The sequence below is a fragment of the Mesorhizobium sp. WSM4312 genome, from assembly GCF_002294875.1.
Lineage (GTDB): Bacteria > Pseudomonadota > Alphaproteobacteria > Rhizobiales > Rhizobiaceae > Mesorhizobium.
This window is the reverse complement of the sequence record NZ_NSFU01000025.1, coordinates 25,046-47,607: the sequence shown is the minus strand read 5'-3', so window position 1 is coordinate 47,607 and position 22,562 is coordinate 25,046. Positions and strand designations below refer to the sequence as shown.

General features: G+C 64.2%; 20 protein-coding genes. 11 read left to right on the top strand and 9 right to left on the bottom strand.

Features of this window, described 5'->3' with window-relative positions; all coding sequences use genetic code 11:
• Position 1 precedes the first annotated feature (1 nt).
• Together CK228_RS30550 and CK228_RS30545 are read right to left on the bottom strand one after the other, a co-directional pair.
• Complete coding sequence (locus CK228_RS30550; protein WP_245438147.1) at positions 2-2,386, bottom strand: thiamine pyrophosphate-dependent enzyme; 2,385 nt, start codon at positions 2,384-2,386, stop codon at positions 2-4.
• 138 nt (positions 2,387-2,524) lie between these two features.
• Positions 2,525-3,745, bottom strand: coding sequence for a mandelate racemase/muconate lactonizing enzyme family protein (locus CK228_RS30545; RefSeq protein WP_179296095.1), 1,221 nt, complete (start codon positions 3,743-3,745; stop codon positions 2,525-2,527).
• A 116-nt stretch (positions 3,746-3,861) separates the two neighbouring features.
• Between CK228_RS30545 and CK228_RS30540 the strand changes: the two genes are divergently transcribed.
• The 4 genes from CK228_RS30540 to CK228_RS30525 are packed head-to-tail and all read left to right on the top strand — an operon-like array spanning position 3,862 to position 7,686.
• The gene (locus CK228_RS30540; RefSeq protein WP_095773145.1) at positions 3,862-4,656 is read left to right on the top strand and encodes an SDR family oxidoreductase; all 795 of its coding nucleotides are present in this window, start codon (positions 3,862-3,864) and stop codon (positions 4,654-4,656) included.
• 4 nt (positions 4,657-4,660) lie between these two features.
• Positions 4,661-5,509, top strand: coding sequence for a transketolase (locus CK228_RS30535; RefSeq protein ID WP_095790231.1), 849 nt, complete (start codon positions 4,661-4,663; stop codon positions 5,507-5,509).
• Positions 5,506-6,495, top strand: a complete 990-nt coding sequence (locus CK228_RS30530) for a transketolase C-terminal domain-containing protein (RefSeq protein ID WP_095790230.1) — start codon at positions 5,506-5,508, stop codon at positions 6,493-6,495. The genes CK228_RS30535 and CK228_RS30530 overlap by 4 nt, the downstream gene beginning before the upstream one ends.
• 9 nt (positions 6,496-6,504) lie before the next feature.
• The gene (locus CK228_RS30525) at positions 6,505-7,686 is read left to right on the top strand and encodes a mandelate racemase/muconate lactonizing enzyme family protein (RefSeq protein WP_095790229.1); all 1,182 of its coding nucleotides are present in this window, start codon (positions 6,505-6,507) and stop codon (positions 7,684-7,686) included.
• Between the two features lie 4 nt (positions 7,687-7,690).
• Here the strand turns inward: CK228_RS30525 and CK228_RS30520 are convergent, their stop codons facing one another.
• On the bottom strand, positions 7,691-8,722 hold the full coding sequence (locus CK228_RS30520; protein ID WP_179296094.1) for a LacI family DNA-binding transcriptional regulator: 1,032 nt from the start codon (positions 8,720-8,722) through the stop codon (positions 7,691-7,693).
• A 245-nt stretch (positions 8,723-8,967) separates the two neighbouring features.
• Here CK228_RS30520 and CK228_RS30515 point away from each other — a divergent pair, with 245 nt between their 5' ends.
• From CK228_RS30515 to CK228_RS30495, 5 genes are all read left to right on the top strand, one after another.
• On the top strand, positions 8,968-9,978 hold the full coding sequence (locus CK228_RS30515) for an ABC transporter permease (protein ID WP_095790228.1): 1,011 nt from the start codon (positions 8,968-8,970) through the stop codon (positions 9,976-9,978).
• Between the two features lie 54 nt (positions 9,979-10,032).
• Positions 10,033-11,007 carry a substrate-binding domain-containing protein gene (locus CK228_RS30510; RefSeq protein WP_095790227.1) on the top strand — a complete coding sequence of 325 codons (975 nt, stop codon included), beginning with the start codon at positions 10,033-10,035 and terminating at the stop codon, positions 11,005-11,007.
• A gap of 55 nt (positions 11,008-11,062) precedes the next feature.
• Positions 11,063-12,625, top strand: coding sequence for a sugar ABC transporter ATP-binding protein (locus tag CK228_RS30505; protein WP_095790226.1), 1,563 nt, complete (start codon positions 11,063-11,065; stop codon positions 12,623-12,625).
• A complete protein-coding gene (locus CK228_RS30500) occupies positions 12,622-13,383 on the top strand; it encodes an SDR family NAD(P)-dependent oxidoreductase (RefSeq protein ID WP_095790225.1) in 762 nt (253 codons plus the stop codon). The genes CK228_RS30505 and CK228_RS30500 overlap by 4 nt, the downstream gene beginning before the upstream one ends.
• Positions 13,384-13,509: 126 nt before the next feature.
• Positions 13,510-14,499: a methyltransferase domain-containing protein gene (locus tag CK228_RS30495; protein WP_245438144.1), complete on the top strand. Its 990-nt coding sequence runs from the start codon at positions 13,510-13,512 to the stop codon at positions 14,497-14,499.
• Here CK228_RS30495 and CK228_RS30490 read toward each other — a convergent pair.
• Positions 14,485-16,143 (bottom strand): methyltransferase domain-containing protein, encoded by a 1,659-nt coding sequence (locus tag CK228_RS30490; protein ID WP_245438143.1) that lies wholly within the window; start codon positions 16,141-16,143, stop codon positions 14,485-14,487. The genes CK228_RS30495 and CK228_RS30490 overlap by 15 nt on opposite strands.
• Before the next feature lie 97 nt (positions 16,144-16,240).
• Here CK228_RS30490 and CK228_RS36115 point away from each other — a divergent pair, with 97 nt between their 5' ends.
• Together CK228_RS36115 and CK228_RS30485 are read left to right on the top strand one after the other, a co-directional pair.
• Positions 16,241-16,525 carry a hypothetical protein gene (locus CK228_RS36115; RefSeq protein WP_245438142.1) on the top strand — a complete coding sequence of 95 codons (285 nt, stop codon included), beginning with the start codon at positions 16,241-16,243 and terminating at the stop codon, positions 16,523-16,525.
• Between the two features lie 18 nt (positions 16,526-16,543).
• Entirely contained in the window at positions 16,544-17,518 is a 975-nt protein-coding gene (locus CK228_RS30485; protein ID WP_280951051.1) for a rhamnan synthesis F family protein, read from the top strand.
• 29 nt (positions 17,519-17,547) lie between these two features.
• On the opposite strand, the gene CK228_RS30480 is transcribed toward CK228_RS30485, so the two are convergent.
• The 5 genes from CK228_RS30480 to CK228_RS30460 form a co-directional block, all read right to left on the bottom strand.
• Positions 17,548-18,453 carry an aldose 1-epimerase gene (locus CK228_RS30480; RefSeq protein WP_095790224.1) on the bottom strand — a complete coding sequence of 302 codons (906 nt, stop codon included), beginning with the start codon at positions 18,451-18,453 and terminating at the stop codon, positions 17,548-17,550.
• Positions 18,437-19,015: an SDR family oxidoreductase gene (locus CK228_RS30475; RefSeq protein WP_095790223.1), complete on the bottom strand. Its 579-nt coding sequence runs from the start codon at positions 19,013-19,015 to the stop codon at positions 18,437-18,439. The genes CK228_RS30480 and CK228_RS30475 overlap by 17 nt, the downstream gene beginning before the upstream one ends.
• An 8-nt stretch (positions 19,016-19,023) precedes the next feature.
• Positions 19,024-19,803 (bottom strand): SDR family NAD(P)-dependent oxidoreductase, encoded by a 780-nt coding sequence (locus tag CK228_RS30470; RefSeq protein ID WP_095773157.1) that lies wholly within the window; start codon positions 19,801-19,803, stop codon positions 19,024-19,026.
• An 84-nt stretch (positions 19,804-19,887) separates the two neighbouring features.
• A complete protein-coding gene (locus tag CK228_RS30465; RefSeq protein ID WP_095773158.1) occupies positions 19,888-20,883 on the bottom strand; it encodes an ABC transporter permease in 996 nt (331 codons plus the stop codon).
• Between the two features lie 60 nt (positions 20,884-20,943).
• Complete coding sequence (locus tag CK228_RS30460; RefSeq protein WP_095790251.1) at positions 20,944-22,482, bottom strand: sugar ABC transporter ATP-binding protein; 1,539 nt, start codon at positions 22,480-22,482, stop codon at positions 20,944-20,946.
• Positions 22,483-22,562: the final 80 nt, after the last annotated feature.

Below are 22,562 nucleotides of genomic sequence, written 5' to 3'. Positions count from 1 at the left end.
GTTATTTCTTGATGCCGCCGATGCGGCCGCCCATCGGCACCACGGCGCCGACCGGCTGATCGATGGCGTTGAGTGTCCCGCTGGCCGGTGCCTCGATCTCGACCACGGCCTTGTCGGTCTCGATCTCGGCGATCAGTTCGCCTTCCTTGACCTGATCACCGACCGTCTTCAGCCATTTGACCACGGTGCCTTCGCTGACGGTGAGATCGCCGAACGGCATTGTGATCGGCTCGTCGTCGCCGGGAGCGGCAGCCGCTGAAGCGGCGGGCAAAGATCTGGCTGGAGCAGGCGCTGGCTTAGCCGACGCAGCACTTTTCAGGCCGACCGTGTACCAATGGTCCGGCACTGGCGGCTGGCCCGACATGACGTCGCGCACGCCATGGGCGATGCGCGCCGTATCGACCAGCATGGCGCGCTCCAGCACCGGCGCGAAGGGATGCGAGGTCGGCGCGGTGTGCAGCCTTCCCGGTGGGGCGTCGAGCTCGTCGAAGGCGAACTCGTTGATGGCCTGGGCGATCTCGCCGCCAAGGCCGCACATCGCCCAGGCTTCGTCGACGATGAGCAGGCGATGGGTCTTTCGGACGCTGGCGACGATGGTGTCAATGTCGAGCGGCATGATGGTGCGGGGATCGATCACCTCCGCCTCGATTCCTTCGGCGGCGAGCGCCTCGGCTGCCTCCAGCGCGCGCTGCACCATCTGGCCGGCGGCAACGATGGTGATGTCGGTGCCTGCCCGCGCAATGCGCGCGACGCCGAAAGGCACAAAATGCTCGCCGACCGGCACCTCGCCCTTGGAGGCGAACAGCGCCTTGGGCTCAAGCATGATGACCGGATCGCCGGCCCTGAGCGCGGTCTTCATCAGGCCCTTGGCATCGGCAGGGGTCGACGGCACGCAAACGATAAGGCCCGGCATATGGGCGAAGACCGGATGATAGATGCCGCTGTGATGCGGCCCGGAGCTGCGCAGCGCGCCGGCGCCGACGCGCACCACCATTGGCGCGCTCATCAGGCCGCTGGTCATGTAGCGCAGCTTGGCCGCCTGCAGGAAGATCTGGCCGGCGGTTTCGAAGGCAAAGTCGGCGAACATCAGGTCCGAGACGGTGCGCGCACCGGTGGCCGAGGCGCCGACGGCGGCGGCGGTGAAGCCCTGCTCGGAGATCGGCGTGTCGACCATGCGCTCGGCGCCGAATTCCTGCCAGAGGTTTTTGGTGTGAGCGAAACTGCCGCCGCGCTCGCCGGTGCCCTCGCCGAAATAGAGGATCGCCGGATTGGCGCGCATTTCCTCGGCGATGCCGTCACGTACGGCCTCGAGCCATCCCTGCGTGCGGGTCTCGCCGACGGCTCGCCAAGCCAAGGCGGCGGGCGGATTGATCGGATCGGCAAAGACATGCAGAAGCACCGTCGCCGGATCGGGCTCGGGCGAGTTGCGGGCAAAGGTCAGAGCCTCCTCGACCACCTTCTCGATCCTCGCTTCTATTGCCGCGAGCGCCTCGGCATCGGCGATGCCATAGTCCTCGATCAGCCGCTTGCGGAACATGTCGATGGGGTCGCGCTTGATCCAGGCGTCGAGTTCCTCCTGCGTGCGATAAGTGCCGATGACCGGATCGCCCTCATGGTGACCGACGGTGCGGTAGGTCTTGGCCTCGATCAGCGTCGGGCCCTTGCCGGAACGGGCGCGCTCGGCGGCCTCCTTCATCGCCAGCCAGACGGCGAAGACGTCGTTGCCGTCGACCGCAACCCCAGGCATGCCGTAGGAGGCGGCCTTGGTGGCGATCTCTGGGTTCAGCGTGATCGACTTCAGCGGCGTCGCCGTGGCGTAGAGGTTGTTCTCGCAGATGAAGACCGCCGGCGCCCGCTGCACGGCGGCGAAGTTGAGCGCCTCGTGGAAGCCGCCATGGTTGGCGGCGCCGTCGCCGAAGAAGGCGACGCCGATGTCGTCGCGGCCCTGCTGGCGGGCGCCCATGCCGATGCCGACGGCATGGCCGATGCCGGCGGCGACGATGCCGTTGGTGCCGAACAGGCCGACCGAGCGGTCGTAGAGATGCATGGTGCCGCCGCGGCCGCCGCAAATGCCGTCAACCTTGCCGAACAGCTCGGCCATCACCCGGCCGGGATTGGCGCCCTTGGCCAGCGCGTGGCCGTGGCCGCGATGGGTCGATGTCACCCAGTCGGTTGGCCGCAGATGCGCGCAGACGCCGACGCCCGTCGCCTCCTCGCCGATATAGAGATGCAGGAAGCCGGGTGTTTCGCCCTTGCGGCAGGCGATCTGGGCGATGCTTTCGAAACGGCGCAAAAGCACCATGCGTTCGAACAGATCGAGCAGGATTTTTGGATCAGGCAGGTTTGGAGCGCCCTTGAAATCGTCGCGTGCGCGCGCCGCAGACATTGCCACCAGAGCCTCCCTGAAATGCGTCCGACGCCGGGCGGCAGAGCGCCGGCGGCGAGCTTGTTGGCCGCTCGCTTTGGCGCATCATAGATTATAATAGCATAATGTCTACTGACTTCGAACCGAGCCGTGCGATGGCTAGAGTCTGGTGATCCGAACGGTCGCGTCGGGCCGCTGAAACAGCTCCGGCCGCAGGCTGAGACCCAGCCCCGGCCCTTCGAGCGGCGCAACGTGGCCGTCCTTGACCGGCGGAATGTCGGCGACGATCTCGGTGTACCAGCCGGTGAAATACGCGCGCACCGCCTCCTGGTAGTTGACGTTCGGCAAGGTCGCCGACAGCGCGCAACTGGCGGCATAGACGATCGGCCCAGTGCAATCGTGCAAGGTGACAGGCAGTTCGCTGGCCTCGGCCATGTTGGCGATCTTGCGCGCTTCGGAGAGGCCGCCGCACCAGGCGAGATCAATCATGATCACGCTGGCCGCGCGCTTGTCGATCAGTTGCTTGAACATCTGCCGCGAGGCGAGCCGCTCGCTGGCGGCGATCGGTATTGATGTATGGCGGGCAAGCTCGGCCATGGCGTCAAGCTCGTTGTAGCGGATCGGCTCCTCCAGCCAGGCGACGTCATGGGCTTTCAGCGCCTCGGCGATGCGCAGCACCGGCGGCAAGGTCCACAGCCCGTGCAGTTCGACCATGATTTCCATGTCGCGGCCTACAGCGTCGCGGATTTTCTGGAAAGGCTCCAATGCCTTGTCCAGATCGGTCAGCGAAATGCGCGTGCCATTCGATGCCTCGGCGGCGATGTCGAACGGCCAGATCTTCATCGCGCCGATGCCTTCCGACTTCAGGCTCCTGGCGAGATCGCCGGCATTGTAGCGCCAGGCGAGCAGGTCCTCGTACGGGCCTTCGTTGGAATCGCCAGGCTTGAGCGACCAGTCCTCGCCGCGCTCGAACAGGGCGTTCCTCTTGGTGGCCCGGACGTGCTTGTAGCCGGCGCAGGTGTTGTAGACCGGCACGCTCTTGTGGGTGCGCCCGCCAAGCAGCCGCCAGATCGGCTCGCCGAGCGCCTGGCCATAGATATCCCATAGCGCGATGTTGACGGCGGAATTGCCGCGCAGCTCGGCGCCGGAATCGCGGGCGCCGACATAGACGCTGCCCAGCATGCGGTCGTGCAGTTCGATGTCGCGCGGATCCTTGCCGAGGAGATAGGACGCGACATTGTCGTGGATGTAGGCGGCGACCGGCCCCGGCGCCCAGAACGTCTCGCCGGTGCCGATCAGGCCGGCATCGGTGTGGACGCGCAGCCAGAACAGGAAGGGGAATTCCGCCAGCTGCAGCGTCTCGAGCGCGACGACTTTCATTGTTTTCTCCCCATTGCAGCGAACCATGCGGTCGGCGGGACAATAGCACATCGCCGTTGACAGCCATTTATGGTACCGGTATCAATCGCGTCAAGATGGCCACCGGGAGGGTTTTCTTGCCAGCCGAGAATCACAACACGCCGCCACGAAGGGCACTTGTCACCGGTGCCGCCGGCGGCCTCGGTCGCGAGGTGGCGATCCAGCTGGCGCGGCGCGGCTGTGTCGTCGCGGTCACCGACATCAATGGCGAGGGACTGGCCGAGACCGCCACGCTGGTCGGCGAAACCGGCGCGGAAAGCGAAAGCATCGTCAGCGACTTCACCGGGGAAGGCGCGCCGGAGGCGGCGGTGGAGAAAGTGGTGGCGCGCTGGGGCGGCATCGACATCCTCGTCAACAATGCCGGCTATGGCGTGATCGAGCCCTTCCTCGACGCCACCTTCAAGGCCTGGACGCGCACGCTGGCGCTCAATGTCACGGCGCTTGCCATGGCCTGCAAAGCGGCGGGCCGAGTGATGCGCGAGCAGCGTTCGGGGCGCATCATCAACATCACCTCGCCGGGTTCGCGCATGGCGCTGCCCGACTACACCGCCTACACGGCGAGCAAGGCTGGGGTCGATTCCATTACCCGCGCCGCAGCGGTAGCGCTGGCGCCCTATGGTGTGCTGGTCAACAGCCTGGCACCGGGCATGATGGACACCGAAATGCAGCGCTCGACCGAGGTCGACCTGGCCCGCGCCAATGGCCGAAGCGACCTGCAGGCCTTCCTCGACGAGCGCACCCGCCGCATCCCGCTCGGCCGCCGGGCCGAGATTGCGGAAGTCGCGGAAGCCGTCGTCTGGCTCTGTCTCGATGCGCCCAAATACATGACCGCCGAGCGGCTCAACATGTCGGGCGGGCTCGACAAGGACTGATCAGATGCAGCGAAACTCCCCACCCGGCAGCGCCGATATCGGCGCGCTCGAACGCAAGGCGATACAATTGCGCCGTCACATGCTGACCATGGCGCGCGGCCAGGGCCAGGGTTATATCGGCCAGGGCCTCGGCATCGCCGATGTGCTGGCCGCGCTCTACTTCCACGAACTGCGTTACGATCCACACAATCTGGCGTGGGCCGACCGCGACCGCTTCCTGCTCTCGACCGGGCATTATTCGATCGCGCTGTGGGCAGCGCTGGCCGAGGCCGGCATCATCCCGGTCGAGGAACTTGCCACCTATGGCGCCGACAACAGCCGGCTGGAGATGTCGACGCTCGACACGACGCCAGGTGTCGAAGTCATCGGCGGCTCGCTCGGCCATGGCCTGGGGCAAGGCGTCGGCCAGGCGATGGGCCTGCGCATCGACAAATCCGAGGCGCGCGTCTTCGTCGAACTGTCCGATGGCGAAATGCAGGAAGGCTCGACCTGGGAAGCGGCGATGTCGGCCAGCCATTTCAAGCTCGATGGGCTGGTGGCACTGGTCGACTGCAACGGCATCCAGGCCGACGGGCCTGTCGTGCTCGACATGGAGCCGGTGGCCGACAAATGGCGCGCCTTCGGCTGGCAGACATCGGAGATCGACGGCAACGACATGAAGGCGGTGATCGGCGCGCTGGCCGATGCGCGCGAGCGCAACGGCAAGCCGAAGGCGATCGTGCTGCGCACGCTGCCTGGCAAGGGCGTGCCGCGTATCGAAACCGCCGAGAAATCGCATTTCTTCCGCATCGACGTGGCGCAATGGGACGGCATCATCGCCGAGTTCGAAAAGACCGTGGGAGCAAGCCAATGAGCGGCACGGCGACGGAGGCGGGCCGCACGCTGGCCATGGGTCAGCACGAAGCGGTCCGCGGCGGCCGGCAAAGCGTGGAAGCGCCGTTTGGCAAGGCGCTGACGCGGCTCGGCCACAGCCGTCCCGACATTGTTGGGCTGACCGCCGACCTCGGCAAATACACCGACATCCTGCCGTTCCGTGACGCTTTCCCCGACCGCTTCTTCAATGTCGGCATGGCCGAGCAGAACCTGGTCGCTGTCGCCGCCGGGCTGGCGCGTACCGGCAAGGTGCCGTTCGCCACCACCTATGGCGTGTTCGCGACAAGGCGGGCCTATGATTTCGTCGCCATCGCGCTCGCCCACTCCAACCTTAACGTCAAGATCGTCGCCGGCCTGCCGGGATTGACGACCGGCTATGGCGGCACGCACCAGGCGATCGAGGATCTGGCGCTGATGCGCATGATCCCCGGGCTGACCATCATCGACCCCTGCGACGCGACCGAGATCGAAGCGGCGACCAAGGCGATCGCAGAGCGTCACGGGCCGGTCTACATGCGGCTGCTGCGCGGTTCAGTGCCCGTGGTATTTGAAGCCGGCTATCGTTTCGAAATCGGCAAGGCACGCAAGCTTCGTGGCGGTTCCGATGTCGGCATCATCTCGACCGGCTTCATGACCGAGCGGGCACTGGATGCGGCGGACGCGTTGCGAAAACAAGGCATCTCCGCCGGCGTGCTGCACGTGCCGACCATCAAACCGTTCGACACCGAGGCGGTGGCCGCGTTCGCGGCTGGCGTCAGCCACATCGTCACCACGGAAAACCATGTTGTCGTCGGCGGCCTGGCCAGCCTCGTTGTCGAGACCTTGTTCGACGCCGGCATTGCGAAGAAAGTCAGCCGCATCGGCTTGCCCGACCGCTACATCGAATGCGGCGCGGTGCCGACCCTGCAAGCGAAATACGGCCTGACATCAGAAGCCGTCATCGCCGCGATCATAGCCCTGGCTTAGGACGACCGCATGAAAATCACCGAAATCGAGACCTTCGCCGTCGGTGCCGGCTGGAAGAACTGGCTGTTCGTCAAAGTCCATACCGACAACGGCATCCATGGGATTGGCGAAGGCACGCTGAACGGCTTCATCAAGACCACCGAAGCCGGCGTGCACGAGCTCAAGCATCTCGCCATCGGCCAAGACCCGCGCCGCATCAATGCGCTGGCCAAGCGCATGCTGGACAGCGTCTCGCTCGACGGCGGCCACATCCACCGCACGGTGATCGCGGCGGTCGAGGTTGCCTGCTGGGACATTCTGGGCAAGAGCCTCGGCGTGCCGATCCACCAGTTGCTCGGCGGCCAGGTGCGCGACAGCGTGCTCGGCTACGCCAATGGCTGGTACCGCATCGAGCGCACGCCGGAGGCCTTCCTCGAAGCCGCCAAGGCGGTGCTGGCGAAAGGTTTCAAGGCGTTCAAGCTCGACCCGTTCGGCACCGCGCAAGGTTTTATCTCGCGCGAGGAATTGGAGCTTTCCTACGCGATCTGCCGAAAATTGCGTGATGAACTGCCTCGCGATACGCTGATCCTGATCGACGTGCATGCGCGCTTCACCGAGATCGCCGCCCTGCAGGCCGCGCAGAAATTCGCCGATCTCGACATCTTCTGGTGGGAGGAGCCGACCTCGCGCGACCGGCAAGAGGCGGTGCACGAAGTGGCGCATCGCTCACCGATCCCGGTGGCGACCGGCGAAATGTACGACACGGTCGGGCAATTCTACACGCTGGCCTCCGGTGGGGGCGTCAACATCTTCCAACCCGAACCGATGTCGCTCGGTGGCATTGCGCCGTCCATGCAGGTGGCCAACCTCGCGCTTGCGCATGGCAGCCACATCGCCCCGCACCAGAGCGGCGGACCGGTGGCGACGGCGGTGTGCCTGCAGCTGGCGGCCGCGGTGCCGAACTTCCTCATCCAGGAGCACTTCGACGCTTTCAACGACCCATGGACGCGCGACCTCGTGACCTGGCACCCGACCGTCAACCCGGCCAATGGCCATCTGTCGCTGCCCGACGCGCCAGGGCTCGGCATCGATCTCAACATCGAGGCGATCAAGAACCACCCTTACGATCCCAACGCCTATCTCAACGTCCACGCGGAGGGCTGGGAAAAGCGCCTCGGGCGGCGGGAAGAGACGGGGCGGCGTGGCCTCTAGTCCGTCACGCGCTTTCGCGATCGACGATCTCGAAGCCGAGGCTGGTGATGGTCGGCACCTTGGTGTCGCCGCCGAGCCTTGCCAGCAATTGCCGCACCGCACGGCGGCCCATTTCGTAGCGGTTGACCTTCACCGTGGTCAGCGGCGGATAGAGCTGCGCGGCGAGATCCATGTCGCCATAGCCGGCGATGGCGATCCTGCCCGGCACGGCCCAGCGCCGGCGGTGGCATTCCTGCACGGCGCCGACCGCGAGCGTGTCGCTGGAAAAGAAGATGGCATCGATATCCCGGTGGCGGGTGGTCAGCGTCACCAGCGCCTCGGCACCGCCCTGCGCGGTGATTGGCACTTCGACCTCCATATCGGCATGGTTCTTGATGCCGAGCTCCGTCAGGGCGGCATGGTAACCGGTGCGGCGCTGCCGCAGGCGGTCATTGCCGTGGATCGGCGTCGAGACGAAGCCGATGCGCTTGTAGCCCTTGGCCGCCAGATGCATGGTCATGGCATAGGCGGTCTCGAAGTTGGAGACGCCGACCACCATGTCGATCGGCTTGCGGCCCTTGATTTCGGAAATTTCGACCACCGGGGCGCCGCTGCTCTTCAGCAAGGCACGCGCCGCTTCGCTTTGCACGAAGCTCTGCAGGATCATGCCGACCGGGCGCCAGCCGAGCAGGTTGCGGATCGACTTCTCCTCGGCCTCCTGCGTGAACTCGCCCTGCACCAGGAGCATCGAATAGCCGCTCTCATGGCATTCGTCGGACATGCCTTGCACCTGTTCGGCAATGCCCGAATTGATCAGCGGTGGCACCACCGTGCCGATCATGCGGCCGTTGCCGCGCATGCTGGACGCAAGCCGGTTGGGTACGAAGCCGGCCTGTTCGATCGCCTCCAGCACCTTGGCGCGCGTCTCCGGCGAGACCATGTCGGGATTGGACAGCGCGCGCGACACCGTCATCGGCGCCACGCCGACCCGCTTGGCGATCTCGCGGACGCCGAGGCGTTGCGGCTTCTTCTCGTCCGCCGGCGGCTTATCGACCATCACCATGCTCCAAGAAAGCGCCATCCGCCAAGGCAATGTCCTGCGGATCACGCCGAAACGTCCATTCATAGCGGTTGCCGCGAGTGCTTGCCAGCGATGGACCCAGCTATGCACCGCCAGATAATTTCATCGTTGACAAGTTATAATATTATAATCTTAATGGTTGAGAGGAGCGCGCCAGGATCGGCGCGGGCGCATGGGGCCGGCCGCAAGAGCCGGCGACGGTCGCTGCCAGGGAGGTCGGGATGAACAGCGCGGCTGAGGTGAGCGCGTCGCCCAGGGACGCGCGTTCGTTCCGGCGGCGACTGATCGGCTTGATTGCCGTCGGCGAGGTCGGCGTGCTGGCGGCCATGGCTTTGCTGATCGCCTTCTTCTGGCTGCTCGAGCCGGCCTTCCTGTCGGAGCGCAACATCCGCGCCATTCTCAACGTCGTCTCCTTTGTCGGCATCATCGCCATCGGCCAGACCATTCTGCTGGTCGCCGGCGAGTTCGACCTGTCGGTCGGCTCGGTGGCTGGTCTCTCCGCCGTGGTCGCCGCCAAGCTGATGACCGCGGCCGCCCTGCCGGTGAGCGTCGGCATTCTCGGCGGCATAGGCGTCGGCGCGCTGATCGGCCTCCTCAACGGCCTGATCGTCGTCAGGCTGGGTATCCCTGCCTTCATCCAGACGCTCGGCATGCTGTTCATCGGCCAGGGCCTGATCCAGGTGGTGACGGGCGGCTATCCGGTCTATCCGCTGCCCGAGGCGATCAACACCATTGGCGGCACCGATCTCGCCTTCGGCCTCGGCTGGAGCTTTGCCTTCTTCATCGTCGTCGCCCTCCTTGCCGACTTCGTGCTGCGGCGCACCGTGCTCGGGCGCAACATGTATGCCACCGGCGGCAACAAGGAAGTGGCGCATCTCGTCGGTATCAACACCAGCGCCTACAAGATCGGCGCCTTCATCACCGTCGGCGCGCTGTCGGCGATCGCCGGCATGTTCGTAATGGCCGATCTCGGCAGCGGCGGCACTTCGATCGGCAGCGGCTGGGAACTGACCGTCATCGCCGGCGTCGTGGTCGGTGGCGTCAGCCTGTTCGGCGGCGCCGGCACGGTGGCCGGCGGCGTCGTCGGCATCCTGATGCTGAAGGTGGTGCAGAGCGGCCTCGTCGTCATTGGCGTCAACTCCAACTGGCAGCAGATCGCGGTCGGCGCGATCATGGTCATGGCTGTCGGCCTCGACATAGTGCGCCGCCGCTACTTCATCGCCGGCGCCTGAGAGGCCGCTTATATTGCGCCGGCAAAAATGCCGGCGAACCAAGGGAGGTAAGGCATGAAGACCCATTTGAAAAAGCGGCTGATCCGAACCGCATTGGTGGCGGCGGCACTCGCCACCTCGCTCGGCTCGGCGAGCCTGGCCCGGGCGGCGGACATTCACCTGCTCTGGGTGCAGGCGATGAAGGATCACCCGGTGCATCGGCTGATGCAGGCGGGCTTCCTCAACAAATGCAAGGAACTCGGCTACACCTGCGAGGTGGTCGGCGACCCGAGCGCCACCAACTGGGATATTCCGGCGACCTTGCCGCTTGCCGAGGCCGCCCTTGCCCGCACCAAATACGACGCGATCGGGGTATACGGTCCCGATCCGGCCATCTATTCCTACATCTCCAAGCTGGCCAAGGAAGGCTTCCCGATCGTCACCTGGCACGTCCTGCCGCCCGAAGGGACGGTCAACGGCCTGAAAGCGGCGACGGGAGAGAACATCGCCGAAGCGGGAACCAATGCCGCGATCGCGATCGGCGACAAGCTCGGCGGCAAGGGCACCGTGGCGTTGACGCAAGGCGCTTCCAACGACACCGAAAACGCCATGTCGGATGCCTTCCGCAAGACCATCGCGGCGAAATATCCCGGCATCAAGGTGCTCGACACGCAGATGGAAGGCTTTGAACCGTCGGCGGCCGAGGCAAAAGCGGTGGCGATCCTGCAGGGCAATCCCGATGTGACCGCCGCCTTCGGCACCACCGGCAACAGCATCCAGACCTGGTCGGGCGCCGCCCGCAAGGCCGGACGCGATGTCGTCATCGTCGGCATGGACTATATCAGGCAGAATCTCGATCTGGTGAAATCCGGCGCCGCCTACGGCATCGTCGCGCAGCCGCTCTATGAAGAGAGCGCCAAGGTCGCCGAACTTCTCGGTGATCTCGCCCAGGGCAAGACCGTGCCCTACAGCAATCCGCTGCCGGCAAAGGTGATCACCGCAGCTGATCTCGATCCCTATTACAAGATGCTGGACAGCGCCGGCCAGTAACACCTGCCGCCGGGCCCGCGCCTTGCAGGCCCGGCGCTTTCCGAAGGGATGCGTCTTGTCCATCACCACCCCAGCGCCGCTGTTTTCGGCCACCGCTATCGCCAAGAATTTCGGCGGCGTGCAGGCGCTGCGCGGCGTCGATTTCGATGTCGTGGCCGGCGAGATCCACGCCTTGCTCGGCCAGAACGGCGCCGGCAAGTCGACGCTGGTCAAGATCCTCAACGGCGTGCATCCGGCCGGTTCCTACACCGGCACGATCCAGCTCGACGGCCGGCCCGTCAGCTTCGCTTCGCCGGCCGATGCACGATCGAACGGCGTCGGTTACGTGCCGCAGGAAATCGAGGTGCTCGAACAGCTGTCGGTCGCCGAGAATGTCTTTGCCGGCCGCACCGGGCTGGGCACAGGCATGCTGGTCCACCAGCGCAAGCTCGAGCAGCGGGCCGGCGAAATCTTTGCCGACCTCGGCATCGACATCAACCCCAGGGCCTATGTCGCGTCGCTGACCTCGGCGCAGCGTCATCTGGTGATGATTGCGCGTGCCATCGTGCTGAAGCCACGCGTGCTGATGCTGGACGAGCCGACGGCCTCGCTCTCCGGCACCGAGGTCGATGCGCTGTTCGCCGTGCTGCGTCGCCTGAAGGCGCAAGGCGTGGCGATGATCTACATCACCCACCGCCTGCCCGAGGTGCTGGCCATCTGCGACCGCGCCACGGTGCTGCGCGACGGGCAGGTGGCGGTACGGATCGCGCGCGAGGATTTCGATGCCGAGACCTTCATCTTCTCGATGTCGGGTCAAAGGCTACAGCGGCTGTTTCCCGAACACGCGGCACCCGTCGGCCGGCCGACGGCGCTGGAGGTTCGCCATCTCACGGTCGCCGGCCACAGCGGCGCGGTCCATGGCGCCAGGGATATCAATCTCCGCGTGGCGGCGGGCGAAATCGTCGGGCTGGCCGGGCTGCTGGGCTCCGGCCGCAGCGAGGTCCTGCACGGCATCTATGGCCGCGTTCCGGCCGACGGCGAAATCCGCGTCGCCGGCCAGAGCGTGTCGATCAAATCGCCCAGGGATGCCCGCGCAGCCGGCATTGCGCTGCTGACCGAGGATCGCAAGCGCGACGGCCTGCTGTTCAACCTGCCTGTCGGCGCCAACATCACCATCGGCAATCTCGCGCCTCTGTCGCGGCATGGCATGGTGCGCGGCGGACTGGAGCGAAGCTCCATCCTCACCGCCATGCGCGCGCTTAACGTCAAGGCGTCCTCGCCGCAGGCTTCGGTCACCCATCTGTCGGGCGGCAACCAGCAGAAGCTGCTGTTCGCCCGTGTGCTGATGCGGGCACCGAAAGTGCTGCTGCTCGACGAGCCGACCAAGGGCGTCGACGCGGCGACCCGTCATGAAATCTACCGGCTTGTGGTTGAACTCGCCGAGAAAGGCGTAGGCTTGCTGATCGTGGCTTCCGAATTGGAAGAGCTGATCGGACTTTGCGATCGCTGCGTCGTGGTCGCCGACGGGCGCATCGTCGACGAATTTGGCCGCGGCGACGGTGGCGAGGATCGGGTGCTGCGCTCGGTGACGGCGGCGCAAGCGGAACGCCACGCCATCGCTTCACAGGCCTCAGCATGATGTTCGCCGACAAACGCATTTTCGTCACGGGGGCTGCCACCGGCATTGGCCGGGCGACGGCGGAGTACCTCGCCGGCGCGGGCGCCAGGGTTCTCGGCGCCGGACTGGACGGCGAAGAGGGCAAGGCCCTTGCCGGCCGCTATGACGAAAGCCAGTTGATCTTCCGCGAGAGCGATCTCACCCGTGAAGAAGAGGTTCAGTCGGCGGTGACGGCAGCCACCGAACGGCTTGGCGGGCTCGACGCCGTCGTCAACTGCGCCGGCATCTACCCAACCGGCAAGCGGCTTGAAGACGTTTCCGACGCGGAGTGGGAAAAGACCATCGCCGTCAACCTCACAGCCATTTTCCGCGTCTGCCGCGCGACCTTGCCGCTGCTGCGCGCGGCCGGCGGCGGCTCGATCGTCAACATCGCGTCCGTGCACGCCGATGCCACGGTTCCCGGCGTGCCCGCCTATGCCGCGACGAAGGCGGCGGTCGTCGGCCTGTCGCGGCAGATGGCGCTCGACTATGCCGTCGACCGCATCCGCGTCAACGCCGTGCTGGTCGGCTCGGTCGCCACCCGCATGACGCTGGACGGGCTGGAAGCGGCCGGCGGCGCCGACGCGCTGGGCCTGTCCTTCGAGCCCAACAGAATCGCCCGCATCGCCAACCCTTCGGAGATCGCCAGCGCAATCGGCTTCCTGATTTCCGACGCCGCATCCTTCGTCACCGGCAGCGCCATGCAAGTGGATGGCGGCCTGCTGGCGCGGCTTCTCTAGGGTTCAGGCGCAATCGGCTGGTTGACTGAAGATCCGATTATACTGCCTCTTCAGTTTGCCGCGCACAGGCGCTACCCTACCGGGCACAGAATTCCGCAGCCATGGCTAGCGGGGGGGCAGGCCACCATGAACATGGACTCGACCATTGCTGGTCCGACATCACATTTGACCGCCCCCGCCATCGGTAGCGAGCTTGTTTGCATCGTCGATCGCAGTTCGTGTTTCCACGGCGCGATTCACGTTTCAGGATTCACTTTTTCCGCAAAATCCCCTGTCGTTGGGCTCGCCTTGCTTCTGCCGGATGGCCGCACAGTCGTCCTGTCGCAAACTGGCCTTCCCAGTGCGGATTTGAGTCGACTCTATGGGCGGCTTGCGGCGTCGTGCCGGTTTGATGAGCGGGTCTTTACAGGGCTGGACAACGCTCAGATGCTGGATGTGAAACTCGAAATAAGATTGGCGGACGGGTCGAAGGAAGTGCGCCCGCTCGCGGCGGCAGATCCAAACGATTCGGTACTGCCCCTGGTAAACAGATTCTTTGCCGAGTTGCGGTCACGTTCCGGCGGGCATTTGCTGGAGATCGGTTCGCGCAACCGGACTGGTGCAATGTGGCGCAACAGCCTGCCGCCGGACTGGGTCTACACCGGTTTCGATATTCTTGACGGCGAGAACGTCGACATCGTTGGAGACGCTCATGAGGCGAGCCGCTTTCTGCCTCGCAAGACCTATGACGCCGTCATGTCATTTGCGGTGTTCGAGCACCTCCTGATGCCCTGGAAGGCCGCGATTGAAATGAACCGGGTTCTCAAGACAGGCGCTCTGGGGATTATCCTGGCGCCACAGACATGGGCTCTGCACGAAGAGCCGTGCGACTATTTTCGGTTTTCGAGTCACTCCTGGAAGGCCTTGCTCAACAGATCGACCGGGTTTGAAATCATCGAAGCCATCGATGGTGTGCGGGCATACATCGTGGCCCGAGTGCACAACATATCGACGCATTTTGGCGAGATGCACACCGGAGCGTTGATGTCGGCCGTCCTGTTTCGCAAGACAGGTGAAACAAAATTGGATTGGCCGGTTTCGCTTTCCGACGTTGCCGAAGATCTATACCCTTTTTAGACCCTTTTTTGCGGTTGGCAGGGGCCGTGGTTTTTCATGCGTAGCCTTGGGGCTGCGCCTCGCCAGGATCGACAGCGACGGACCATGCTCGTTGTCCGGCGTCTCGTGTGCGATCGCCAGATCGTCGAACCCCAGTTTGGCCAGGCCCCACAGCAGATCGTCGCGATGTATCCAGCACGGTACGCGGTCCATGCCTCCGCAAAATGTCGATGCGCCAAGCGGTCCGTAGGGGCGCGGATAAAGCGTCACCGTTCGGCCGTGCCAGTCGCGTTGCTCTGGCGCTCCAAGCGCCGCGCGCCGCCGGTCGTCGGTCGGCATCGCATTGTCGTCGACGACGTGAGTCCATAAAAACAGGCGATCGGTTCGGTCCGCCAACAAGTCCAGCACGTGCAGCGGGTCCGTCATATGATAGAGAACACCGCTGGCAACGATCAGCGGCCAATGCTTTGTTTCGCTCTCCAGGAACGGAACAAAATTACCGAGCCGAAAGGTCGCGTCGCGCAAGCCAAGAATTTCCTTCGCGACCAGACAACGAAGAAAGGCATCGCGATTGGCCTCGATGGCCACGACCGACCCTGCACCTTGCGACAACAGAGTTGCGGTATGCGCCGCCTCCAGGGGACCCAGTTCGAGGACTTGCTTCCCGTTGAGCCAGCCATCCAGTTTCTCCGCGAGCCAAAGTATGCGTGGGTCCTCGTGCAAATGGGATGTGCCCGCCTGCAAGCCTTGCGCTGCCGGGAACGCGGTGACCCATTGGCCCTTGAATGCATCGATCGCATTTTGAGCTGACGGCGCTGATCCGATGTACACGGGAGGATCGACGACGGCCGCGGCGATGTGTTCAGGCCCGGCTTCGTTGATCGCGTCGAGCGCCAGGGCCAGTCTGTCGGGACCATGCGTCGCCGGCTTGGCGGACATTACCGCAAAGAACTCGCACCCTACAGTCGGGTAAAATTGCTCTTCACGAAGTCCCAGGACTCCTGCTGCGTGCAAATCCGCCATGGCCAGGCGGAAACTGGATGGCGTGAAGACCCAGGCGTGACAGTCGACATAGTCGTCTCCATGCCTGGTTGCCATCGCGTAACCTGCTTGAGGCGTTCCGGCGAAAGCATACTCTCCCTTGAACCCTTCCAGCCAGACCTGCACGCCTCCGCGCGTTCCATGCGATGCGTGGTGATCAAACATGGCCGCCGTGCCATGCCTTTTTTGCCCTGCCATATAGGCGGCCAACAGATGGCCCGCGGTACAACTGGGGCGCAGATAATCGAAGGTGTATCGACGATCCGGAATCAAGAGATACACCCGCCCACCCGGTTTGAGTGCCCGTTCGCAGCGTTGGAGGAAATGAACAGGGTCCGTGAGATGCTCGAAGACGTGACTGGCCACTATGAAGTCGAAGCCCTCGCCAGTCAGGTCGAGTTGTCTGAATTCGCCGCCATCGTCGATGGCGTCCACCGTTTCAAGCCGTGAAACGTCGACGCCGATCGCAGCGTATTTCGAACGCAATCCGTCGGCATCGGCATGATCGACAACGAGCGTTTTGTAACCTTCGGCCTTGGGCAATATCGGCGAGTATGAAGCGCCAATCTCGATGCCGCGTCCATTCTTGCCGATTGCAGTCCGGATAGTCTTTCGGAAGTCCAAGTTCGCACCCCCAGCACCGAGCGTTGCACGTCATGAGTAAACCATTTCACAGCTTCGACTGAAGTGTTATCTGTCGGGGCCGGGAGGGGGCGCGGCCATGAAAAAGATCGGGCAAATTGCGAACTGGGCGGCCGCAGGAGCGTATGTTCTGGCCGCCAAGACAATTCAGTTCCCAGGCATTCTGGCCGAACGCGAGCCGCGATTTGCTTCCGATGAGACCGTGACGCCGGCAATTGGCAATTGTTATGCGATCGTCGTCAAATATCACCTCATCGGGATTACAAGCGACTTTCTCGACCTCCTGGCGACGCTTCGTCGCCAGCACGTCAACGCCATTGTTGTCTGCAATGGCGATCTTCGTCCGGATGAACTCGCGACCTGAAGGACATTTGCGCACCGCATCCTTGTCCGTAACAACATTGGGCGTGACTTCGGAGCCTACCGTGCCGCGACCTTGCATCTGGCGCTGGAGGAACTCCGACCCGAACGTATGATTTATCTGAACGACAGTGTCATTTATATTGCCGGACCTGGCTTGGACTCAATGATCAAAGCTCTGGTTCAGAGCGACTATGACGCCGTTGGCACCTACGAGAACCATGAGTTTGCCCATCATATGGGCAGCTACGCATTTAGTGTAGCCGGCAAAGTATTCACCGATGTGCAGATTCGGCGGTTTTGGCAAAGGTACAGGCCCTACGACATTCGCCCCCACGCGATACGGAAGGGAGAACTCGGCTTTTCGCAATGCCTAGAGCGTTGTGGCTACCAGGTTGATATTGTCTATTCCGCCGACAAGCTCGCGCTTAGGCTCGACAAGATGTCGATCTCGGAGCTGGTAGCAACACTTCGTTACGTCCCTTATGGCGCGCTTCGCGGCTACGATCTTGGCCCGCTTCTGAAAGGCGCTCAAAGAACCGGACAAATGCTGGCGGGCAATCCCAAATCAAAAAGGCGTAGACAAAAACGCGGAAAAGACCCTGCCATTCTCGACCAGGAATCGCGAACGCCCACAATATCCGAATTTGGCAGGTTTTCGGCCGAAACAAAGGCCCGGCTTGAGGAAGCCGAGAAAAATGCGTCCGTGGCCATTCAGATTAGACAAGAGACGCTGGTCAATCATATGATTGGGACCATCATCAATGGCAGCCAGATACACTTCGGCTTCGGGCTCTTTCATCGGGTGATGGATAGTCCTTTGGTGAAGCGCGACCTACTTATTCGAGGGATTTTGCTTGAACATGACTGTGCTCGTATCCTCGAACATCTGACGCCGCCACGGCGGGAGCCGATCATGCGCGAGTTGTTGAACCGTGGGCGGGCCGTCAACGTGCGTGGCATGCGCCGCTTCAAACTCAGGAATGGGCTTATTTAGACGATTCGTCTTCGTCAGGCGCACCCGCCTTATGCCCCGCCCTCAAGCGCAAAGGGCGTGAAACAGACGGTGCCGGCGGCACTTTCACCCTGGGCGAGGACGATGGCGCCCTCATCCGGATCATCCCATCGGCCGCGGCTGAAAGCGCCGGAGGCGTTGGTCTGCGGCTCGACGCAGAAATATGGCTTGGTCGGATCGGCGTAAAGCATCAGGTGCTTGAAGATCGGGTCGGCCCTCATGCGCAGTCCCGCGCCCCGTGCCGGGAAGCGCAGCGTCGCTTTGCCGCCCCAGCCGCCATAGTCGTTGTTGCGCCAGCCGCCCGGCAGGGGTCTGCCTTCGGCAAAGTCGAGTTCGGGCGGCAAGGTGACGGGATCGCCCGAAATGCCATCGGGCTCTTCGAGATAGAAGCGCTCGGCCTTGAACTGCACTGTTACGTCCGGATCGCGATCGAACCAGGGATGCAAACCAAAACCGAACGGCAGGGCGACCGGACCGGTATTGGTCAGCGTCATGGTCACGCTCAGTCCCTCGTCCGAAACCGCGAAAGCCTGTGTCGCGCGGTAGGAATAGGGCTCGGCTCCGGCGGCGATGACCAGCGACAGGGTTGCGTTGGCGGGACCTGACCCGGTGACCGTCCAGGCGTGTTGCCAACCGCTGCCATGGACGTTGAATTTTTCGGGCGGATTGTTGGGCAGGACCCGCCAGCGTCTTGCCCCGAAGTCGAAGGCGTTGCCGGCGATGCGGTTGGCATAGGGCGTCATCGGAAACATGGCGACGCCAAGCACATTGCCGGATTTGCGATCATCATCCGAGAGCCGGCGCATGAGATCGATGCCGCGCCAGCGCAACGCGCTCACGCTGCCGCCGATTTGCGGCACCAGGGCAACTTCGAGCGCTCCCGATCCGATGCTCAGCAATTCAGAAATTGCGGCCATAGCCTGCCGTCCATCCACCGTCGACGGCCAGCATCTGGCCCGTGGTGTAGGTGTTGAGCGGATCGCAGAAGAACAACACGGCCGCGACCGCTTCCTCGATGCAGCCGGCGCGGCCGACCGGCGTGTGGCTGAGCATCGCCCTGTCGCCCGAGACCATGGTTTCGTCCTCGACCGCGCCGAAGCCGACGGCATTGACCAACACCCTCGGCCCGAACTCCATGGCCAACGCACGCATGCCGGCCAGAATCGCCGCGTTCTCCATGGAAAAGCGCGGATGGCGGCGCATCGGCATGCCGGCCGTGGCCGAGACCAGGAAGACGATGCGCCCGCCGCCGCGCTCGGCCATGGCCACGGCTGCCCTGCGCGCATCGGCATGCTGGCAGCGTGGATCCTGCATCGTCGTTCCCGGGCGCAGCGGATTGGACATCAGCAGGATGTCGGCGGCATCCCCTGCTTCGACGACCGTGCCGCCATTGGCACGCAGCGCGGCAAGCACGGCGTCGACGATCGGGTTGGTCTCGCCATCGAGGGCCACCGCGGCGCCGTTGAGATCGATTTCCATCGCGCCACTCACATCATGTATCCCGCCGTCCAGCCGCCATCGACGGCCAGCACCTGGCCGTTGACGTAGCTGGCGGCCGGCGAGGCCAGGAACAGCACCGCCTCGGCGATCTCCCGCGGCTCGGCCGGACGGCCGAGCGGCACATGGGCCAGGAATTCCTGCGTGCGGCCGGCGAACTTGCCGTCATCGCCGTAAAACAGCTTGGCGGTCAGCGCCGTCATCACCGAACCTGGAGCGACCGCGTTGGTCAGGATGCCCTTGGCGCCGAGTTCGATCGCCATCGACCGCGTCAGATGGATGATGCCGGCCTTGGCGGCGACGAACGGGCTCTGCAGGCGCATGGCGGCAAGGCCGACGACCGAGGCGATGTTGACGATGCGCCCGCCCCTGCCGGCGGCGAGCATGGGACCGAGTGCCGCGCGGCTCATAATGTAGAGGCCGTCGAGATCGATGCCGGTGATGCGGTCCCATTCCTCGGCCGGGAATTCGTCGATTGTGACACGATGCGCCAGCGTGTTGACGCCGGCATTGTTGATGAGGATGTCGAGGCGGCCGTAACGCCGCATGATCGCGGCGATCGCGCTGTCGACCGATGCGCCATCACGGATGTCGGTGACGCAGGCCATGGCATCGGTCAAGCCGGCCGCGACCTGTCTTGCGCCCTCGCCGTCGATGTCGGCGACGACGACCGCGGCGCCATTGTCGGACAGGCGCCTGGCAATGGAACTGCCTATGGCGCCCCCCGCTCCCGTGACCAGCGCCACCTTGCCTCGCAAATCGCAGCGCATGTCCCGCACACCCCCCGAGCAATACCGGGTTATGCTATTATAATATCTACTGGAGTCGGGCAAGCGGCAGCGTTGCCGGCGCGATTATTCCGCCGGCGCGCCGGCAACGTTCTTGCGGGCGGCATCGACCATCAGCCGCCGTGCGCGGAACACGCCCCATTGCTGGTCGACGAGGACGCCGATGAGAATGACGCCGCCCATGACCGCGAAGTTGAGGGAGGACGGGATGCCGAGCAGATTGACGAGGTTCTGCAGTTCCTGCAGCAGCACGGTCCCGAGGATGACGCCGATCAGCGAGCCTTCGCCGCCGCGCAGCGAGAAGCCGCCGAGCACGGCGGCGGCAATGGCGTAGAGTTCATAGAACTGGCCGTGGCTGGCCGGCGAGATCGAGCGTGTGTACATGGCGAAATAGATCGCCGACAGCGCCGTCAGCACGCCGCAGATGACATAGGCGGCCATGACGATGCGGCCGGTGCGGATGCCGGAATATTTCGCCGCCTCCTCATTCTTGCCGATGGCGTAGAGATAGCGGCCGAACACCGAACGGTGCAGCACCACCCACATGACGATGGCGATGACGATCAGCGCGATGAAGCTGTTCGGCACGCCCCAGGAGCGGCCCGCGGTGAGGAATTCGAGCTCGGGAAAATTCTGGCCGAAGGCGAAGCCGGCGGTGCCGTCGGCGGTGTAGAAGCGGGCGACGCCGCGATAGATCAAGAGGCCGCACAAGGTGACGACGAAGGGCTGCAGCTTCAGCCTGGTGATCAGCCAGCCATGCACCAGGCCGATGATGGCGCCAAGCGCGATGATCAGCACGAAGGCCAGAGGCCAGTCCAGTTCGCGCACGGCGATGAAGTCGATGAACAGCGTTCCCAGCAGCGCCACCACCGAGCCGACCGACAGTTCGATGCCGCCGGTGATAATGACGAAGGCCTGGCCGATCGACAGGATCCCGAACAGGCCGATCAGGTTCGAGGTGTTGGCAAGGTTGATCGGCAAGAGGAAGCGCGGATTGATGATGGCCACGATTGCGCCGACCACCAGGATCAGGATCAGCAGGCCGAGATCTTTCTTGCTCATCGTCTTCTCCCCAATGCCTGCCTGAGCAGGTTGCGCGGTCTCGCGACCCCGGCGCAAAAACTATTTCGGCTGCTTGCCCACCGCCAGCAGCAGCACGTTTTCCTGGCTGAACTGGTCCTTGTCGAGAATGCCCGATATCTGGCCCTCATGCATGACGGCGATGCGGTCGGACACGCCGATCACCTCCTCCATGTCGCTGGAGATCATCAGCACGGCGACGCCGGCATCGGCCAGCGCGCGCATCAGCCCGTAGATTTCCGCCTTGGCGCCGATGTCGATGCCGCGCGTCGGCTCATCGAGGATCATCACCTTCGGGTTCATGGCCAGCCATTTGCCGAGCACGACCTTCTGCTGGTTGCCGCCCGACAGCGTGCCGGTCCGCGTCTGCACCGACGGCGCCTTGATACCGAGATTTTTCTTCTGTTTCTCGGCGGTTGCCGTCTCGGCGCTTGCCGACACCAGTGAGCGCCTCGCATGCGCCGGCAGATTGGGCAGCGAAATATTCTGCGCGATCGACAGGTCGAGCAGGATGCCGGTCAGCTTGCGGTCTTCCGGCACCAGGAAAATGCCGTGCGCGACGGCATCGGCCGCCGACCCCAGCACAAGCGTCTTGCCGTCGAGCTCGAGCGTGCCGCCAAGGCTGCCGTCGATGCCGAAGAACACGCGGGCCAGCTCGGTGCGGCCGGAGCCGACAAGGCCGGCAAGGCCGAGGATCTCGCCACGCCGGATATCGAGGTCGACCGGCCGGCTGGGATAGGTGGGGGTGCGGATGGCCTTGGCCGCAAGTGCCGTGGCGCCGGGCGCCCGCGCGGCCTCGGAGGCCTTTTCGCGTTCCTTCAGCATGCGGCCGATCATCAGCTTGACCATCTGGTCGTGATTGATGTCGCGCTTGCCCAGCGTGCCGGCCAGCATGCCGTCGCGCAGCACGACGACGCGATCTGCGACGCGCTCGACCTCGTGCAGGCGGTGCGAAATGAAGATGACGCTGATGCCGTCGGCCTTCAGCGCCTTGATGACGTCGAGCAGTTTGTCGGTCTCGGCGAGCGGCAGGCTCGATGTCGGCTCGTCGAGGATGACCAGCCTTGCCTTGATCGACAGCGCCTTGGCGATCTCGACCATCTGCTGCTGCGCCAGCGACAGGTCGGCGACCTGCGCATCGGCGGAGAAATTGGCGCCGACGCGCTTCAAGAGCGGCGCCACCATCTCGCGCAGCTTCGAGCGGTCGACGAGTTTCAGCGGCCCGGCGCGCAGCGGCTCGCGGCCGAAGAAGATGTTGGCGGCGACATCGAGATTTTCGAACAGGTTGAGTTCCTGGTGGACGAAGGCGATGCCCGAGCCCAGGCTGCCTTCGACGGTCAAGCTGTTGTGAGCGGTGCCGTCGACCGTGATCGTGCCGGTGTCCGGCGTGGTGACGCCTCCGAGGATCTTCATCAGGGTCGACTTGCCGGCGCCGTTCTCGCCGACGAGGCCGATGACCTCGCCCGGCCTGACCTCCATCGAAAACCCGTCGAGCGCGACGACGCCCGGATAGGTCTTGCGCACGTTCTCGAGGCTGAGAAACGGGGTGATTGCCGCGATGGATGTATCTGAATAATTCATCATGCCTGACAGGGATTGGCGGGCCGACTTTTAAGGCAGACTGACGCTCCTCGCGGTGTTCGTCAATGCGAACAGCCGGC

Bases quoted from the DNA above. Each gene is read 5' to 3' on its own strand.
- CK228_RS30475 (WP_095790223.1), bottom strand. From the start codon at position 19,015: ATGGAAATCGATCTCAACGGCGCCGCGGTGGCCCTCGATGGCGAGACC.
- CK228_RS30500 (WP_095790225.1), top strand. From the start codon at position 12,622: ATGATGTTCGCCGACAAACGCATTTTCGTCACGGGGGCTGCCACCGGC.
- CK228_RS30525 (WP_095790229.1), top strand. From the start codon at position 6,505: ATGAAAATCACCGAAATCGAGACCTTCGCCGTCGGTGCCGGCTGGAAG.
- CK228_RS30550 (WP_245438147.1), bottom strand. From the start codon at position 2,386: ATGTCTGCGGCGCGCGCACGCGACGATTTCAAGGGCGCTCCAAACCTG.
- CK228_RS30515 (WP_095790228.1), top strand. From the start codon at position 8,968: ATGAACAGCGCGGCTGAGGTGAGCGCGTCGCCCAGGGACGCGCGTTCG.
- CK228_RS30535 (WP_095790231.1), top strand. From the start codon at position 4,661: ATGCAGCGAAACTCCCCACCCGGCAGCGCCGATATCGGCGCGCTCGAA.
- CK228_RS30470 (WP_095773157.1), bottom strand. From the start codon at position 19,803: ATGCGCTGCGATTTGCGAGGCAAGGTGGCGCTGGTCACGGGAGCGGGG.
- CK228_RS30520 (WP_179296094.1), bottom strand. From the start codon at position 8,722: ATGGTCGATAAGCCGCCGGCGGACGAGAAGAAGCCGCAACGCCTCGGC.
- CK228_RS30495 (WP_245438144.1), top strand. From the start codon at position 13,510: ATGAACATGGACTCGACCATTGCTGGTCCGACATCACATTTGACCGCC.
- CK228_RS30465 (WP_095773158.1), bottom strand. From the start codon at position 20,883: ATGAGCAAGAAAGATCTCGGCCTGCTGATCCTGATCCTGGTGGTCGGC.
- CK228_RS30480 (WP_095790224.1), bottom strand. From the start codon at position 18,453: ATGGCCGCAATTTCTGAATTGCTGAGCATCGGATCGGGAGCGCTCGAA.
- CK228_RS30530 (WP_095790230.1), top strand. From the start codon at position 5,506: ATGAGCGGCACGGCGACGGAGGCGGGCCGCACGCTGGCCATGGGTCAG.
- CK228_RS30510 (WP_095790227.1), top strand. From the start codon at position 10,033: ATGAAGACCCATTTGAAAAAGCGGCTGATCCGAACCGCATTGGTGGCG.
- CK228_RS36115 (WP_245438142.1), top strand. From the start codon at position 16,241: ATGAAAAAGATCGGGCAAATTGCGAACTGGGCGGCCGCAGGAGCGTAT.
- CK228_RS30460 (WP_095790251.1), bottom strand. From the start codon at position 22,482: ATGAATTATTCAGATACATCCATCGCGGCAATCACCCCGTTTCTCAGC.
- CK228_RS30545 (WP_179296095.1), bottom strand. From the start codon at position 3,745: ATGAAAGTCGTCGCGCTCGAGACGCTGCAGCTGGCGGAATTCCCCTTC.